General features: G+C 57.9%; 7 protein-coding genes and 4 pseudogenes. 6 read left to right on the top strand and 5 right to left on the bottom strand.

The window, feature by feature from the left end; all coding sequences use genetic code 11:
• Nucleotides 1–5: 5 nt before the first annotated feature.
• Together FDY98_RS19840 and FDY98_RS19835 are read right to left on the bottom strand one after the other, a co-directional pair.
• A complete protein-coding gene (locus FDY98_RS19840) occupies nt 6–893 on the bottom strand; it encodes a DMT family transporter (protein WP_027958324.1) in 888 nt (295 codons plus the stop codon).
• Between the two features lie 64 nt (nt 894–957).
• Nucleotides 958–2,538: a BCCT family transporter gene (locus tag FDY98_RS19835; RefSeq protein ID WP_027958323.1), complete on the bottom strand. Its 1,581-nt coding sequence runs from the start codon at nt 2,536–2,538 to the stop codon at nt 958–960.
• A gap of 243 nt (nt 2,539–2,781) precedes the next feature.
• Here FDY98_RS19835 and fdhA point away from each other — a divergent pair, with 243 nt between their 5' ends.
• The 3 genes and pseudogenes from fdhA to fdhF all read left to right on the top strand — a co-directional run bounded on the left by fdhA (nt 2,782) and on the right by fdhF (nt 8,696).
• Nucleotides 2,782–3,972, top strand: coding sequence for a formaldehyde dehydrogenase, glutathione-independent (gene fdhA / locus FDY98_RS19830; protein ID WP_027958322.1), 1,191 nt, complete (start codon nt 2,782–2,784; stop codon nt 3,970–3,972).
• Nucleotides 3,973–4,109: 137 nt separating this feature from the next.
• Nucleotides 4,110–5,825, top strand: a pseudogene (locus FDY98_RS19825) (NADH-ubiquinone oxidoreductase-F iron-sulfur binding region domain-containing protein).
• A 17-nt stretch (nt 5,826–5,842) separates the two neighbouring features.
• A pseudogene (gene fdhF, locus FDY98_RS19820) lies at nt 5,843–8,696 on the top strand (formate dehydrogenase subunit alpha).
• 20 nt (nt 8,697–8,716) lie between these two features.
• On the opposite strand, the pseudogene FDY98_RS19815 reads toward fdhF, so the two are convergent.
• From FDY98_RS19815 to FDY98_RS19805, 3 genes and pseudogenes are all read right to left on the bottom strand, one after another.
• Nucleotides 8,717–10,767, bottom strand: a pseudogene (locus tag FDY98_RS19815) (oxidoreductase).
• A gap of 157 nt (nt 10,768–10,924) precedes the next feature.
• Nucleotides 10,925–11,563 carry a TetR/AcrR family transcriptional regulator gene (locus tag FDY98_RS19810; protein WP_027958318.1) on the bottom strand — a complete coding sequence of 213 codons (639 nt, stop codon included), beginning with the start codon at nt 11,561–11,563 and terminating at the stop codon, nt 10,925–10,927.
• A 133-nt stretch (nt 11,564–11,696) separates the two neighbouring features.
• Nucleotides 11,697–12,983 carry an aromatic ring-hydroxylating oxygenase subunit alpha gene (locus FDY98_RS19805; RefSeq protein ID WP_027958317.1) on the bottom strand — a complete coding sequence of 429 codons (1,287 nt, stop codon included), beginning with the start codon at nt 12,981–12,983 and terminating at the stop codon, nt 11,697–11,699.
• Nucleotides 12,984–13,346: 363 nt separating this feature from the next.
• Between FDY98_RS19805 and FDY98_RS19800 the strand changes: the two are divergent.
• The 3 genes and pseudogenes from FDY98_RS19800 to FDY98_RS19790 all read left to right on the top strand — a co-directional run bounded on the left by FDY98_RS19800 (nt 13,347) and on the right by FDY98_RS19790 (nt 17,349).
• Nucleotides 13,347–14,452, top strand: a pseudogene (locus FDY98_RS19800) (FAD-binding oxidoreductase).
• A gap of 285 nt (nt 14,453–14,737) precedes the next feature.
• Nucleotides 14,738–16,051: a serine hydroxymethyltransferase gene (glyA, locus tag FDY98_RS19795; RefSeq protein ID WP_027958315.1), complete on the top strand. Its 1,314-nt coding sequence runs from the start codon at nt 14,738–14,740 to the stop codon at nt 16,049–16,051.
• Nucleotides 16,052–16,098: 47 nt separating this feature from the next.
• A complete protein-coding gene (locus FDY98_RS19790) occupies nt 16,099–17,349 on the top strand; it encodes a sarcosine oxidase subunit beta family protein (protein ID WP_027958314.1) in 1,251 nt (416 codons plus the stop codon).
• The last annotated feature ends 4 nt before the right edge of the window (nt 17,350–17,353 follow it).

Genomic DNA, 17,353 nt, shown 5'->3' with positions numbered 1-17,353 from the left:
TTTTTCTATTGACCGGTAAAGCCCGGATAAAGCCGCAGGCGCTGTCTTTCCAGACGCAAGCCTATCCAGGCATGCACTACCAACACCAAAATAACCACGCCACCGCCGACCAGCGTCGAGGTCGTAGGGGTTTCTCCCAATAACCACCACACCCACAGCGTGCCCAATGCCGTTTCAACCAGATAAAACAGCGCCACTTCCGTTGACGACAGATAGCGGGTGGCGCTGTTGATCAGCACCGTGGCCAAGGGCATCTGTACCAGCCCCATTAGTGCCAGTACGCCATAGCGCTGGGCATCCAGATCCAGCGGCGAGGCCATGGGCAGGGCAACCGCCGCAGAGAGCAGCCCACCACCGGCAACCACCGTCATAGGGTCAATCGCTGGGTAGCGTCGCAGCAGGGTCAGGTTGCCGCCGATAGCTGCCGCGGCCGACAAGGCATAAAGATTACCTACCAGCATTCCCATGGCCCCTTCGCCCATGAACACCAGGCCCATGCCCAGCATGCAGACAGCAATGGCCACCAGCGTTCGCAGCGCGACTTTTTCACCCAGGAAAATCCGTGAAAACAGCGCGGCAAACAGCGGCGCCGTACTTAGAATCACTACTACATTGGCCACGTTGGCGTTCATCACCGCCAGCACAAACAGACTGGAGATCAGGCCCAGCAGCAGCGCCGAGGCCAGTGAGGAGAGCGGGTTGCTGCTCAGTGTTGCCAGCCGCTTGCCTGCCCAGCATAAAAGCCCCAGCACGCAGAACATCAATAGACCGCGCCAGAACACGATGGTCCAGCCGTCGGCGCGCGCTAGGCGGATCAGCAACCCGTCGAAGCTGAGAAATATGACGCCCAGCACCACCATGAGCAGACCGCGCTGGTAAGGGCTTGACTGCATTGTCTTACTCCCGGCTGACACAAAAGGAAACCGCCCGCCGGATAGGCGGGCGGTTTAGCGTTGATTAGCTCGCGATTCTGGGCACCGCGTTGAGCTCGCGCCACTCTTTGTGGAGCCCCCTATAGAGGCTAAAACACATCAGTAACAGCACCAGCGTAAAGGGGAGTCCCGTAGCGACTGCGCCCGCCTGCAGGGCGCTGAGTGCTGTGCTCCCTCCGCCATACAGCAACACACCCGCAATAATACCCTCCAGCGTCGCCCAGAACACTCGTTGACTCTTGGGTGCATCTGTCTTGCCGCCGGCGGTGATGCTATCAATCACCAGCGAGCCGGAGTCTGAAGAGGTGATGAAGAACACCAGCACCAGAATGATCGCCAGCGTCGAGGTAATGCTGGTCAGGGGGAGTTGCTCCAGCATGTGGAACATGGCGAGTGAGACGTCGCCAATGCCGTTGGCCAACTCGCCCACGCCGTTTGAGGCTTGAAAAAGTGCCGTGCCGCCAAAAGCACTCATCCATACCAAGGTGACCAGGGTGGGTACCAGCAGTACGGCGATAAGGAATTCACGCACCGTGCGTCCCCGGGATACGCGGGCAATGAACATGCCGACAAACGGAGACCAGGAGATCCACCACGCCCAGTAAAAGATCGTCCAGCCGTGGTACCAGGTATCGTCCTCGCGGCCAATCCAGTTCGACAGCGGCAGAAGGTGGCCCACGTAGTCCAGAGCCGTGGTGCCAATGCCTGTCAGAATCATCAAGGTAGGCCCCGCTATAACCACAAACAGAAGCAGCGCCGCCGCAATGACCATGTTGATATTCGAGAACAACTTAACGCCACCGTCGATTCCCCGCCATACCGAGAACAGCGCGATCACCGTGACCACTAGGATTATCGCCAGCTGTGTGCCGATGGTATTGGGAATGCCGAACAAATAGGCGAGGCCTCCAGCCGCTTGGGTAGCGCCAAAGCCAAGCGAAGTGGCCAGGCCAAAGATGGTGGCCAGCACGGCAAGGATATCGATGATATGGCCCGCCCAGCCGCGCGTTCGCTCGCCCAGAATGGGGTAGAAGGCGGAGCGAAGCGTCAGCGGCAGGCCCTTGTTATAGGAAAAGAAGGCCAGTGACAGTGCCACCACGCCATAAATGGCCCAGGGGTGTAGTCCCCAGTGGAACATGGTCGCCCCCATGGCGGCGCTGGCACCCTCAGGCGTCCCCGCCGGTGCATTCAAGGGCGTTCCATACCAGTCGGTGTAGTAGGCTACGGGCTCAGCAACGCTCCAGAACATCAGGCCGATACCCATGCCCGCCGCAAACAGCATGGCGAACCAAGAGGTGCGCGAGTATTCCGGTTTTGCATCCTTGCCGCCTAGCCGAATCCGCCCGAGTGGCAGGCAGATCAGTACAAGGCAAAACACCACAAAAATATTGCCAGCAATCATAAACAGCCAGTCGAAGTGTTCGATCGACCAGTTTTTGGCAAGCCCTAAGTGAGTATTAGCAGCATCTGGATAGACCAGCGCGTAGATAATAAACAGTAGGATGGCTAGAGCAGAAAGCGGAAAAACGGGGTTATGAAAGTCCAACCCCAATATCTGGGTATTGTCCTGTCCAGGCGACAGAACCGGGTCGTCGTTGTTTTTCATTGGGTTTCCTTGGTGGCTCTTATTAGACGTAGGCGGTGCCTTACATTGCCGACGCTATGAATTGTTGAGCCTGTTGCAAAGGAGGAGTGTCGTGAAAGCGACCTCTATCTATCCATCTTGGTTAGGATGTCTTGAATAGATATGTGAGTGCCTTTTTGGGGTAAGTCCCAAGGCGCGGAGGGGATAGGGTGGGATAGCGCAATCAACCATCATGAACAGAACAATAAGCCACAGGAGCCAGCCATGAATGCAGCCAACCGCGGAGTGGTCTACAAGGGGCCGGGCGAGGTCGCCGTCGAGTCCATCGCTTATCCTGAACTCGCCATCGGCAATCGCAAGTGCGATCACGGCGTGATTCTCAAGGTAGTCACCACTAATATTTGTGGCAGCGACCAGCATATGGTGCGGGGCCGTACCACTGCACCGTCCGGTCTGGTACTCGGCCACGAAATCACCGGCCTGGTAGTTGAATGCGGCCGCGACGTTGAATTTATTCAGCAGGGTGATCTGGTCTCGGTACCGTTCAATATTGCCTGCGGTCGCTGCCGTAATTGTAAAGAAGGTCGTACCGGCATCTGCCTTAACGTCAATCCAGCTCGTCCTGGCGCCGCCTACGGCTACGTGGATATGGGCGGCTGGGTCGGCGGCCAGACAGAATATGTCATGGTTCCCTATGCCGACTTTAACCTGCTGAAGTTCCCGGATGCCGATCAGGCCATGGAGAAGATCAAGGATCTGACCCTGCTCTCCGATATCTTCCCCACAGGGTTCCACGGCTGCGTAACTGCCGGTGTCGGCCCCGGCAGCACTGTTTATATTGCCGGTGCTGGCCCCGTAGGTCTGGCGGCCGCGGTTTCCGCTCAGCTGCTGGGTGCGGCCTGCGTGATCGTTGGCGATATGGTCGAAGAGCGTCTGGCCCAGGCGCGCAGCTTTGGCTGCGAGACCATCGACCTGACCCAGGACGGCGACATGGCCGATAAGATCGAGGTGATCCTCGGTGAGCGTGAGGTCGACGCCTTTGTCGACTGCGTCGGTTTCGAAGCCCACGCCTGTGGCTGCAACCACGGCAAAGAAGCGCCCGCGACCGTGCTGAACTCGGCGATGTCGTTGACCCGTGCAGGTGGTCAGATCGGTATTCCGGGCCTCTATGTGACCGAAGACCCGGGTGCGGAAGACGAGGCCGCCAAGCAGGGGGCTCTGAGCATGCGCTTTGGTCTTGGTTGGGCCAAGTCTCACAGTTTCCATACTGGACAGTGCCCGGTGATGAAGTACCATCGACCACTGATGCAGGCTATTCTGTTTGGCAAGGTCAATATTGCCGATGCGGTGAATGTCCAGATGATCACTCTGGATCAGGCACCCCAGGGCTACGCCGACTTCGATGGCGGCGCTGCTAAGAAATTCGTTATTGACCCCCATGGCAGCGTAGCTTAATAGCTTATTTAAGAAGTACTGAGCAACAAGACCTGATCCCTGCCTGAAGGCAGGTTAGTGCGACCCTAGACGGCGCCCGAGGGGTGCCGTTTTTGTTCATCCGGTATAAAACCGATCAAGATAATAATGAGTACCCCATGACCGTCCAGACCGTGACCCCCAAGCGCCGCTTTCGCGGCAAGCCCCGCGGCCGTGATCTCGATCCCAGTCTTCTAGAGGGGTTGCGAGAACTGCTGGGCGACGAACGACAGAACGCCACGCTGCGCCGCCGCGACCTACTCATTGAACATTTACACAACATTCAGGACACCCGGGGCCATCTACTGCTGGCGGATTTGCGTGCCCTGGCGCGTACATGAACTTGCCCATGGCGACCGTCTACGAGACGGCCACTTTCTATGCGCACTTCGATGTCATCCACGACGATCAGTTGCCGCCGCCGGCAGTGACTATTCGCGTTTGCGACTCCCTCACCTGCCAGTTGGCCGGTGCTGAGGCGCTTAAGGCACAGCTTGAAGCGAACGTGGATATCGAGCAGGTACGGGTGCTGCGGGCGCCCTGCATGGGGCGCTGCGACACGGCGCCGGTAGCCGAAGTAGGGCACCACCATGTGCTGTTCGCCACCCATGAGCGTATCGCGTCGGTGATCGAAAAGGGCCACTTTCACCCGGATCCCGTCGACTGGCAGCGATTGGACGACTATCGCCGCGAGGGCGGCATGGCGTTGCTCCAGGCCTGTCACGACGGCAGCGTTACAGTAGAAGCGCTGATGGAGGCGATGCAGCAGGCCAATCTGCGCGGCTTGGGTGGCGCGGGTTTCCCTACCTTCAAAAAATGGTATTTCGTGCGCCAGGAGGCTGGCCCCCGCTACTGCGCTATCAACGCCGACGAAGGCGAGCCCGGCACCTTCAAGGATCGCTATTACCTGGAAAATTCGCCGCACCAGTTTCTTGAAGGGGCCTTGGTGAGCGCCTGGGCAGTAGAGGCTGAGGCACTGTATATCTATTTGCGTGATGAGTACCCAGCGTTACATAGCGTGGTGCGCGAGGCGATTGGCGAGCTTGAGGCCGCTGGCCTGGTGGCGCCGGGCTACATCGTGCTGCGCCGCGGCGCGGGGGCTTATATCTGCGGCGAAGAGTCGGCGATGATCGAGTCCCTGGAAGGCAAGCCGGGCAAGCCCCGCCATCGTCCTCCGTTTGTGGCTCAGAAGGGGCTCTTTGACCGCCCAACGCTGGTCAATAACGTCGAGACGGTCTACTGGATTCCGATGATTTGGCAGCGCGGCGCGGAGGCCTTCTCCAGCCAGGGCCGCCACGGCCGCGTAGGGCTGCGCAGTTTCTCGGTGTCGGGCCGGGTAAAGCAGCCTGGGGTGTATTTAGCGCCTGCGGGCATCACCCTCAACGAATTAATTGATGAGTATTGTGGCGGCATGGCCAATGGTCACCGTCTGGTCGCCTATCTGCCCCGGCGCCTCTGGCGGCATTCTGCCCGCGGGCAAGGCCGATATTCCCCTCGACTTCGACACCCTTCAGGAGCATGGATGTTTTATCGGTTCCGCTGCGGTAATCGTACTCTCCGATCAGGACGATCTGCGCGGGGTGGCTACCAATCTGCTGGCCTTCTTTGCCGATGAGTCCTGTGGCCAGTGCACACCCTGCCGGGTGGGCACGGAAAAAATGCTCACCCTGCTCGAACGCAACGAATGGGATGCCGGGCTGATGACGCAGCTTTCCCAGGTGATGATTGATGCCTCCATTTGTGGGCTTGGTCAGGCTGCACCTAACCCGGTGCTGGGGCTGCTCAAGGATTTTCGCGGTGAACTTGCCGCCCAGAATGTCATCGTCAGGGGGTAGGGGAGATGAACATGAGCATGAGCGAACAAAACCCAGGCACAAGCTTTACCCTGACGCTGGATGGTGTTGAGGTGAGTGCAAGCCCCGGTGAAAGCCTCTGGCAGGTGGCCAAGCGCGCCGGCGAGACCATTCCCCACTTGTGTTTCAAGGACGCCAGCGGCTACCGCGCTGACGGCAACTGCCGCGCCTGTATGGTGGAAATCGAGGGCGAGCGGGCACTGGCCGCCAGCTGTCTGCGCGAAGCAGCCCCCGGCATGGTGGTCAAGAGCGCCAACTCCGAACGAGCCTATACGGCTCGCAAGATGGTCATGGAGATGCTGCTGGTCGACCAGCCTGAGCGGGAAGAGAGTCCCGACAGCTCAAGCCATTTCTGGGCCATGGCTGACCAGTTGGCCATTGATGCCACGGCGGTGCGCCGCAAGCTGCCCAGGCGCGACGAACGCGAGGCTCCCACCGTGCACCATGTGGCGTCCCGGGTGGATAGCCTGGCTCAGGACAGCAGCCACTCAGCCATGCGTGTCAATCTTGACGCCTGCATCGAGTGCAACCTGTGTGTGCGCGCCTGCCGCGAAGTACAGGTTAACGACGTGATCGGATTGGCTCACCGGGGGGCGGCGTCCAAGATCGTGTTTGATTTCGACGACCCTATGGGGGATAGCACCTGCGTGGCCTGTGGCGAGTGCGTTCAGGCCTGCCCCACGCGCCCTGATGCCCGCTACCCTGGTCGATCAGGCGGGCCACGGCGATTCTGCCGTCGCCGACCGTAAGGTCGACTCGGTATGCCCCTACTGCGGGGTGGGTTGCCAGCTCACCTACCATATCAAGGATGATGAGATCCTTTATGTGGAGGGCCGCGACGGCCCCTCTAACGAGAACCGGTTATGTGTTAAAGGGCGCTTCGGCTATGACTATCCGCGCCATCCATCCCGGCTTGTTACCCCGCTGATTCGTCGCGAGGGTGTCGCAAAGGGAATCGACCCGGACTTCGACCCAGCCAAGCCCTTGACGCATTTCCGCGAGGCGAGCTGGGATGAAGCCCTAGAGGCTGCCGCCAGCGGGCTTGTGAACCTTAAAGCGGCCCATGGCCCTGATGCCCTGGCGGGGTTCGGCAGCGCCAAGTGTTCCAACGAAGAGGCGTGGCTGTTCCAGAAGTTGGTGCGTACCGGCTTTGGCTCCAACCATGTGGATCACTGTACCCGCTTGTGCCACGCAAGCTCAGTGGCGGCACTCATGGAGTGTATTGGTTCAGGCTCGGTCACCGCCTCCTTTATGCAGGCCAGCCAGGCCGACGTGGTGATTCTTACCGGCTGTAATCCCGCGGTAAACCATCCGGTGGCGGCCACCTTCTTTAAACAGGCCGCCAAGCGCGGTACCAAGATAGTGATAATCGACCCCCGTGGTCAGTCGCTGGATGCCTACGCCCACCTGAGCGTGCGCTTTTCACCGGGCGCCGACGTGGCCCTGTTTAACGCCATGCTGAATGTGGTCATCAGTGAAGAACTTTATGATACGGCTTATATCGCCGAGCATACCGAGGGCTTCGAGGCCCTGAAAATTCATACCGTCGACATGACCCCCGAAGCGATGAGCGGCCTGTGCGGCGTTGAGCCCGAGACCATTCGCGAGGTGGCTAGGCTCTATGCCAACGCCGAGCGGGCAATGATTTTCTGGGGCATGGGCATTTCCCAGCACACCCACGGTACCGATAACGCCCGGTGCCTGATTTCGCTGGCGTTGGCCTGCGGCCAGACCGGTCGCCCTGGCACCGGCCTGCATCCTTTGCGGGGGCAGAACAACGTTCAGGGGGCTTCTGATGCCGGGCTGATTCCCATGGTCATGCCCGACTACCAGCCGGTCAATGATGATCAGGTTCGTGCGGCGTTCGAAGAACTGTGGAATACCAAACTGGATCCCACGCCGGGTCTCACCGTGGTGGAAATTATGGACGCTATCACCGCGGGCACCATTCGCGGCATGTATATCCAGGGCGAAAACCCGGCGATGTCCGACCCGGATCTGGCCCATGCCCGGGCCGCACTGGCCAAGCTGGAACATCTGGTGGTACAGGATCTGTTTGTCACTGAGACCGCCCAGTTCGCTGATGTCATCCTGCCTGCCTCCGCCTGGCCTGAGAAGAACGGTACCGTCACCAACACTAATCGTCAGGTGCAGATGGGGCGTGCGGCGTTGCCGCTACCGGGCCAGGCCAAGCCGGACTGGTGGATTATCCAGGAAATTGCCAACCGTTTTGGTCTGGACTGGAATTATCAGCATCCGCGGGACGTCTTCGCCGAGATGAAGCAAGGCATGGCCTCTCTCGACCATATTTCCTGGGAGCGTTTGGAGCGCGAGCAGTCGGTGACCTACCCCTGCCCAGCGGAAGACGCACCGGGGCAAGACGTGGTCTTCAGCGATGCCTTCCCCACTGTCAGCGGCCGGGCGAAGTTCGCGCCAACGCGCCCGCTGCCACCGGATGAGCCGGTAGATAACGACTACCCAACGGTGCTGACTACCGGGCGCCAATTAGAGCACTGGCATACTGGTTCCATGACCCGACGTGCCAAAGTGCTCGATGATCTGGAGCCGGAAGCCGTGGCGAGCTTGGCGCCCGCTGAGCTTATCCGGCTTGGGATGGTGCCAGGCGATGATCTGACGATCACCACCCGGCGAGGAGCCATCACCCTCAAAGTGAGGACGGATCCGGGCATGCCAGAGGGTATGGTCTTCGTACCCTTTTGTTACGGGGAAGCAGCAGCGAATCTATTGACTAATCCAGCGCTGGATCCCTATGGCAAGATTCCGGAGTTCAAATATGCGGCCTGCAGCCTTGCCTCTGCCGGAAAGTTGCCCGCTGATGGTGGAGCTATATAGATAGTGGATCGGCGGTTGTATTAAAGGTCTTTGACCAACCTGAGCGCGTCGTAGATGGCCGCGTGGGTGTTCCGGGACTCGACGGCATCGCCGATCCGGAACAGCTGGAAGCGGCCATCCGGGTTGCTAGTCACGGTCTGGGGGGCGCCCACGATCAGGTCATCGTAATTCACTTCGCCGCGGTTGCTGGCGTGCGGTTTTAGCTCGAAATAGATATCGGCCATCGGTGTGGTGCCGTAGTTGACGACCACTTGGTCGATACGTCGCTCATGCCCACTATCCTGCTGGCGATGAATGGCATAGTCGCTGGTGATCCCGGCGAGCAGTTCACTACCGTCGCGCTGCACGGACTTCAGCCGGTAAGTCGGGGTGAAGGTGACGTTGGCACGCTGCAGGGAACGCATGTAGGGCACCAGGTTCATGGCCATGATCTCTGCGGAGAAGGTGCGATCCGGCGTCATAATCTCGAGCTCGGCCCCCGCGGCGGCAATGATCTCCGCCGCCTGCAGGGCTGCATGGTCGCCTGCATCGTCGAACAACAATACCCGTTTGCCCGGCGGCACGTGCCCGGAAAGAATGTCCCAGGTGTTGACGACTAAGTCGCTACCCATCGCGGGTTGATCTTCCAAGGGATAGCCGCCGGTGGCTACGATCACCACATCGGGTTTTTCGGTGAGCACGTCCTCGGCTTCGGCCCAGACGTTGTAGCGGATCTCGACGCCGAGTGCTTCGCAGCGCGCCAGGCGCCAATCGATGATGCCCATCATCTCGCGACGTCGCTCACTCTGCGCCGTAAGACGTATCTGCCCTCCAGCATCGCTGGCGGCTTCGAACACCACCACCGAATGGCCACGCTCACCGGCAACACGAGCGGCTTCCAACCCTGCTGGCCCTGCGCCGATAATGACGACTCGCCGTTGCTGTGCCGCCTTGGGAATGGTGTGGGGCATGGTGGTTTCGCGCCCGGTGGCGGCGTTATGGATGCAGTAGGCGGCACCGCCTTGATAGATGCGATCAAGGCAGTAGTTTGCGCCAACGCAGGGGCGGATCTCTTCCTCCCGCCCTTCGGCGATCTTGCGCACGATGTGCGGGTCGGCCATGTGGGCACGGGTCATGCCGATCATGTCGACCTTGCCTGAGGCGATGGCATAACGGGCAGTGGCGACATCCTGGATTTTGGCGCCATGGAAGGTGGGGAAGTCGATCTCGCGACGTATTTCGCCGGCAAAATCCAGGTGCGGGGCGCTGGGCATACCCTGGATGGGAATCACGTCGGTGAGCCCTGCATCGGTGTCGATGTGGCCGCGAATCACGTTGAGGAAGTCGACCAAGCCGCTACTCTTCAAGCGTCGCGATATCTCCATCCCATCGCCGGAGGTCAGCCCGCCCGGCAGCATCTCGTCGCCGGTGTAGCGCACGCCTACGATAAATGCTTCGCCCACCCGCTGGCGAATAGCGCGCAGCACGTCGAAGGTGAAACGCAGTCGGTTATCGAGGTCGCCGCCATAAGGTTCCTCAAGGGTATTGGTCAGCGGCGACCAGAACTGATCCATCAGGTGGCCATAGGCCTGCAGCTCGATGCCATCGAGACCGGCGGCGTGCATACGCTCGGCGGCATCGGCGTAGTCGCGGATCAGGCGCTCAATATCCCAATCCTCTACCTGCTTGGGAAAAGCGCGGTGGGACGCCTCACGACGATGAGAAGGCGACACCGCTGGCAGCCAGTCGCCCTTATCCCAACGGGTGCGCCGGCCCAGGTGGGTGAGCTGGATCATCACTGCGGTGCCGTGCTCGTGACAGGCGTCGGTCAGCTCACGCATCCAGGGCACTACTTCATCCTTATAGGCGAGGATGTTGTTGAACACTGGAGGGCTGTCCTTGGCTACCGCCGCGGATCCGGCAGTCATGGTCAGGCCAAGGCCTGCCTTGGCGCGCTCGACGTGATAGGCCCGGTAGAGTGCCTTGGGCATCCCATCCTCAGGTAAGCGGGCTCATGGGCTGTCATCATAAGCCTGTTTTTCAGGGTGAGATGCTTGAGCTGGAAGGGCTGCAGCAGCGGATCGTTAACCATGGGTAGCGCTCTATTTTATTGTGTATTGAATAAATCTAGGCGCTAATGTTCATTGTTGTCAATTAAATGTTCAATGATGTACATTTCGAGGCGAGCATGTTTAACCGCTGGTACGGCTGGGAGGTAGGTGGTGTTAGCCGATCAGGCTTGCTGTGGGCTAGTAAGTACCGGTTGGAGAATAATATCCATGGCGGGCATGGAAGCGCTGCAATTCCCTGGATCCAGGCGGCTGGCCGGTGAAGATTTCGACATAGGCGGGGATGCGCTGCATGCGCACTTCGAGCGGTTCCTGGGTCTTCATCGAGATATAGCCGATCTGGGTTAGGTAGATGGTGCGACCCCGAACGTTGGCCGCCAGCGGATCATAGCCGTAACGCTGGAACATGCGCGCCAGTGCTTCGATACGGGTGGCATCAGCCGCATCGATTTCACTTACTACTGACGCTGACTGTAGCGCCCAACTGCGCATGGCGAACTCTAGCGGGGAGTCGAACAGTTTAGGATCCAGCCAGCAGTCGAAGACATTGAGCATCGCCTCGACGATATTCTCGGCATAGGCTTCGGTTTGATGCACTAGCCCTTGGGTATTCTTTTCACGCCAGCGTGCGATCAGTGCCTCCAGCAGTGCCTCGCGATCCTTGAAGAACCAGTAGAAACTGGTTCGAGAAAGCTTTAGTCGCTTGGCCAGAGAAAGAATGCGCACGCTATCGACGCCCGATTCCAGTAGCAGCTCAAACGCCGCATCTAGCCAGACGTCTTGAGAACCCTTGGCAGCGGGAATATCGGTGGATGGCATTGAGCAGGTCTCTAAGAATAGTCTAGGAATAGTGTGGCAAAGTGTACACAGGTGTCTCTTATGTGTACACGTTGTCAGCTACTCTGGCTAAGTCCTAGTGACGGTAAACGTCGCTGCCTTGATCCTTCAAGTTTTAACCTTGGGCTAAGTGTAACGTCGGCGCATCATATCCTAGGTTCTCGAGCATGCGGGCGGCGTACCAGTCGATAAAGTCGATAACACCGAACTCATAGGTCTCGGAGTAAGGGCCGGGTTGGTAAGCCTTGGAGTTAATGCCACGCTGGTTCTCTTCGGCGAGTTGGCGATCCTGGTCGTTGGTCGCATCCCATACTCGGCGTAGCTGCTCGGGGTCGTAGTCAACGCCTTCCACGGCATCCTTGTGAACCAGCCATTTGGTGGTCACCACGGTTTGCTGCGGGCCAAGCGGTAGCACGCGAAATACCACCGCGTGATCGCCCATGAAGTGATTCCATGAATTGGGCAGATGCAGAATGCGCAGTGAGCCCATATCAGGGCTTGTTAATCTGCCCATTAGTTTCTTGCAGCCGGGTTTACCGTCCATTGTCATGGAGACAATGCCATCCAGCAGCGGCGTGCGGGTCAGTCGATTGCGTTTGCCAAAGCGCTTCAACTGATAGGGAACTTGTTCCTCATCCCAATCTGCTTGTTTGCATGCCACCAGTTCCTTATAGGCAGGCGTTGCACGCGGATCCTCGGTGTCATCAAACTCTTGCAATGAGTTCAGCAGCTCAGGATGAGCGCCGTTGCAGTGATAGCACTCGCGGTTGTTTTCGATGACGAGCTTCCAGTTGGCTTGCTCGACGATACTGGACTCGACGGCAACCTTGACGTTGTCCATTTGGTACGGCTCAAGGTAATGCTCAAGCGTTTGCAGAAAATCATCAATCGCAGGCGGTTCATCGCTCAGGTTGATAAAGATGAAGCCTCCGGCTGTATGCACGTTGACCGGTTTGAGGCCAAATTGATCGAGATTGAAGTTAGTGCCCATATCGCTACCGGCAAACAACAAGCGGCCATCAAGTTCATAGGTCCACTGGTGATACGGACAGACGAGCTTTGCAACTTTACCCTTATCCTTTACACAAAGGCGCGAACCGCGGTGGCGGCAAACATTGTGAAACGCATGAATAGCGCCTTCACTGCCGCGCACGATGACGATGGGATTATTACCAATATCCAATGTCATGAAGTTGCCCTTGGTAGGGATCTCGCATGTCATGCCGGCAAACAGCCATTCCTTTTCGAAGACCTCCTGCATATCAAGCGCGAACAGGCGGGCATCGTTGTAAAACGGCTGTGGAAGCGAAAAGGTACGTCCTCTTTCTTGCAGCATCTGAACCGTTGAGTCACGAGCTGCAGCGAGTGGATCATCCATCCGATTAGAAACATTTTTTTCCATTACCAGTATCCTCGTAAACCTCCGCTCCCCCCTCAAGGGCTGCGAATCGGCCGATAGTCAATATTGCGTATCTTGTTGTTCTGTTGCGTAACCTGGCGTTTGATTCAAATGTGGCCTGACGTCAGGCTCCGATTGTGTTGCAGGCGCTGGCCTGCCAATTGTCTGCCCGCGACATTAGATGGCGTAGTGGCGACGAAAAAAGAGGTTTCTAAGCGATAAAGAGTGGCACGAGGTAAGTGCGAGTCGCTGTCAGGTAAGTCGGTCGGCAGGCGCGTCCCCAAAATGCAGCTCAAAGGTGCTGACCGTATCGCAAATACGGTTCGGCGATGCATGGTGATGAAGGCTGGTCAGGCAGAGGCGACAATGACAACTAATTTTTTCAATCCGGTCACGACCCAAACCTGGACCAACGGCCGCCACCAGGTGCGTTGCGTCAAGGTGATTCAAGAAACCCAGGATGTGCGCACGTTCTGCTTCATGGCCGAGCAGCCTGTACTGTTCTTCTTCAAGCCCGGTCAGTTCGTGACCCTCGAGCTTGAGATTGATAATCAGCCGATCATGCGCTCCTATACCATTTCCAGCTCTCCCTCCATCCCTTACAGCTTTTCCATCACCGTTAAACAAGTGCCGGGCGGTAAAGTATCTAATTGGCTACACGCCAATCTGAAGGTGGGCGACGAGCTGGTGGTGCACGGGCCGGTAGGTAATTTTAACTCTATCGATTTCCCTGCCGAAAAAGTGCTGTTTCTCTCGGGCGGTGTGGGCATTACCCCTTTGATGTCCATGACGCGCTGGCTTTTTGATACCAACGCCGCTGTTGACGTTGAGTTCATACACAGCGCTAGAGCCCCCCGTGATGTGATTTATCACCGCGAGCTGGTGCATATGTTTTCGCGTATTCCCGAGTTCAAGCTGCATATTATTTGCGAGAACAAAGAGGATTCGGCGAGGCCTGGGCCGGCTACCGTGGCTACCTTACCCAGCCGCTGTTCGAACTCATTGTGCCGGATTTTATGGAGCGGGAGATATTCTGCTGCGGCCCGACCCCTTACATGAACGCCATCAAAAATATTCTTCGTGCCAACAACTTCAACATGGATCACTACCATGAGGAGTCGTTTGGCGCTACGCCGGTTGAGGTACGTGAAGATGTCCTTGAGCTGGCCGAACAGGCAGAGGTTGATGCTGAAAATGTCGACACCAGCGACTTGTTTAGTATCGAGTTTGCCTCTTCAGGGAAAAGTGTGCGTATTCAGCCGGGGGAGACGGTTCATGCGGCGGCGGCCAAGCTGGGTCTGCATATCCCCAAAGCTTGTGGCATGGGGATTTGCGGTACTTGCCGAGTGGAGCTCAAGTCGGGAGAAGTGGAAATGGAGCATAACGGCGGTATTACCGATGAGGATGTCGAAGAAGGCTATATCCTGTCGTGCTGCAGTCGGCCGAAGGGGGATTTAATCGTCGATTTTTAGCCCCGGCAAGCACCTTGCTGCCTAGTTTTAAGCGCCCTAAACGGTTACTTCCCGTCTAGGGTGCTTTGCTTTTTGGGCGGCGTCAGCCGTGTTATTGGCTAAATCTTGCCGATGTCGCAAATACATCGCGTGGTGACGTCGGCAAGCATCTTGGGCCCGGACTCCAACGATAGTATCGCGGTAAGAACGCGTTGATAGGGACTTTGGTTGAAAGCGACCTGGGTTTATCAGCATTAAAGAGTATGTCCAGCACTTAATAAAAAAGTGACTAATGAGGAGGCGGTAATGCTTCAGAATAATTTTTCCCCCAATGCCCGTTTGGCCAATTACGACAGTCTGCTTGCTGAAGCAATCGCTGAAGAAACGGTTCGCCAAGAAGCGCATATTGAGTTGATCGCCTCCGAAAATTACACCAGCAAACTTGTTATGGAAGCACAAGGTACACAGCTAACCAACAAATATGCAGAAGGTTATCCAGGTCGCCGTTACTACGGTGGCTGTGAGTTCGTTGACAAGGTTGAAGCCTTGGCCATTGAGCGGGCCTGCCACCTTTTTAGTGCCAATTATGCCAATGTGCAGCCACACTCCGGGGCTCAGGCTAATGCCGCTGTGTTCATGGCACTGGTGTCACCGGGCGATACGGTATTGGGTATGAGTCTGGCCCACGGTGGCCACTTAACCCATGGTGCTGCACCCAACTTTTCGGGCAAGCATTACAACGCCGTGCAGTATGGCCTCAAGCCGGAAACCGGCGAGATCGATTACGAAGAAGTCGAGCGCTTAGCTCGCGAGCACCAGCCGAAGATGATCATCGCGGGCTTCTCCGCTTACTCTCGTGTGGTGGACTGGCGACGTTTTCGCGCTATTGCCGATGAGGTAGGCGCTTGGTTGATGGTCGATATGGCCCACGTCGCTGGCCTGGTAGCCGCTGGCCTCTATCCGAGCCCGCTGCCTTACGCTCATGTGGTCACCACCACCACCCATAAAACGTTGCGTGGCCCACGGGGCGGTTTGATTCTCTCCGCCCATGGTGACGAAGCACTGTATAAAAAGCTTAATGGCGCGGTTTTCCCAGGCCAGCAGGGCGGCCCGCTGATGCATGTGATTGCCGCTAAGGCGGTGGCGTTTAAGGAAGCCATGAACCAGGAGTTTGTGCGCTACCAGCAGCAGGTGATCGATAACGCCCAGGCCATGGCCAAGGTGTTTATGGAGCGTGGCTACGACGTAGTGTCCGGCGGCACCGACGACCACCTCTTTTTGGTCTCGCTTATCCGCCAAGGCATTACCGGTAAAGATGCGGATGCTGCACTTGGTCGCGCACATATCACGGTGAATAAAAACACGGTGCCCAACGACCCGCAAAGCCCCTTTGTGACGTCTGGACTGCGTATTGGAACCCCTGCGGTCACCACGCGCGGCTTCGATGCCGAGGAGTGTAGCGAGCTGGCTGGATGGATCTGCGACATCTTAGACGAATTGGCTGCAGGCAAAGATACGGCTTCCATTGAAGCCGAGGTGCAGTCCAAAGTGACCGACGTGTGTGCCCAGCATCCTGTCTACGCTGAGTCCGCCGCTGAAGCCGTCGAATCCATTGCTTGAATCGGCTTGCCGGCAGGGCCCGGCGCGGCTGAACTGAGGAGACCACTATGCAACGCTATTCCGGCTTCGGCCTGGTCAAGCACGCGCTGAGCCACCACGAGAACTGGGAGCGCCAGTGGCGCAACCCCACACCCAAGAAGCAGTACGATGTAATCATCGTTGGTGGTGGCGGTCACGGCTTGGCCACGGCCTACTATTTGGCGAAAGAGTTCGGCGTCAAGAACGTGGCGGTGATTGAGAAAGGCTGGCTGGGCGGTGGTAATACCGCCCGTAATACCACCATCGTGCGTTCCAACTACTTATGGGACGAATCCGCTGCGCTTTACGAACATGCCATGAAACTGTGGGAAGGGCTTTCCCAAGACCTTAACTACAACGTCATGTTCTCCCAGCGGGGGGTGCTCAACCTGGGGCATACCCTGCAGGACATGCGCGATATACAGCGCCGGGTTAATGCTAATCGGCTGAATGGCATTGACGGCGAAGTATTAGACGCCAAAGGAGTGCAGGAGCTGGTGCCGATTATGGACTGCTCTGCGAGCGCTCGCTATCCGGTGATGGGGGCTTCCTGGCAACCGCGTGCAGGCGTGGCTCGCCACGATGCCGTGGCCTGGGGCTATGCCCGCGGTGCCGATGCCCATGGAGTGGATATTCTGCAGCAGACCGAAGTCACCGGCTTCAAGATTCGTGATGGCCAGATCTACGGTGTACACACCAACCGTGGCGATATTGAAGCCAAAACCGTCGGTTGTGTGACTGCCGGTAACTCCTCCGTGCTGGCCAAAATGGGCGGCTTTAACTTGCCGTTGGAGTCCCATCCGCTGCAAGCCTTAGTCTCTGAACCGATCAAACCTATTCTCGATACGGTGGTGATGTCGAACCAGGTGCATGGCTACATCAGCCAGTCCGACAAGGGCGACCTGGTGATCGGCGCGGGCATCGACGGCTATAACGGCTATGGTCAACGCGGCAGTTATCCCACCGTGGAGCACACGCTCCAGGCGATCGTTGAAATGTTCCCGATCTTCTCTCGGGTACGCATGAACCGTCAGTGGGGCGGTATCGTCGATACTTGCCCGGATGCCTGTCCGATTATCTCTAAAACGCCGGTGAAGGGTCTGTACTTCAATTGCGGCTGGGGTACCGGCGGCTTCAAAGCCACACCAGGGTCGGGGCATGTATTCGCTGCCAGCCTGGCCAAGGGGGAAATGCACCCCATCGCCGAGCCGTTCTCCATGTTCCGCTTCCATAGCGGTGCGCTGATCGACGAACACGGCGCTGCCGGCGTGGCCCACTAGGGTT

This window comes from Halomonas sp. PA16-9, assembly GCF_009728585.1.
GTDB lineage: Bacteria > Pseudomonadota > Gammaproteobacteria > Pseudomonadales > Halomonadaceae > Vreelandella > Vreelandella titanicae.
This window is presented reverse-complemented; position numbering and strand designations above follow the sequence as displayed.

What these genes read in the sequence shown, in the direction of transcription:
- FDY98_RS19840 (WP_027958324.1), bottom strand. Translation starts at nt 893, where the DNA reads ATGCAGTCAAGCCCTTACCAGCGCGGTCTGCTCATGGTGGTGCTGGGC.
- FDY98_RS19835 (WP_027958323.1), bottom strand. Translation starts at nt 2,538, where the DNA reads ATGAAAAACAACGACGACCCGGTTCTGTCGCCTGGACAGGACAATACC.
- fdhA (WP_027958322.1), top strand. Translation starts at nt 2,782, where the DNA reads ATGAATGCAGCCAACCGCGGAGTGGTCTACAAGGGGCCGGGCGAGGTC.
- FDY98_RS19810 (WP_027958318.1), bottom strand. Translation starts at nt 11,563, where the DNA reads ATGCCATCCACCGATATTCCCGCTGCCAAGGGTTCTCAAGACGTCTGG.
- FDY98_RS19805 (WP_027958317.1), bottom strand. Translation starts at nt 12,983, where the DNA reads ATGGAAAAAAATGTTTCTAATCGGATGGATGATCCACTCGCTGCAGCT.
- glyA (WP_027958315.1), top strand. Translation starts at nt 14,738, where the DNA reads ATGCTTCAGAATAATTTTTCCCCCAATGCCCGTTTGGCCAATTACGAC.
- FDY98_RS19790 (WP_027958314.1), top strand. Translation starts at nt 16,099, where the DNA reads ATGCAACGCTATTCCGGCTTCGGCCTGGTCAAGCACGCGCTGAGCCAC.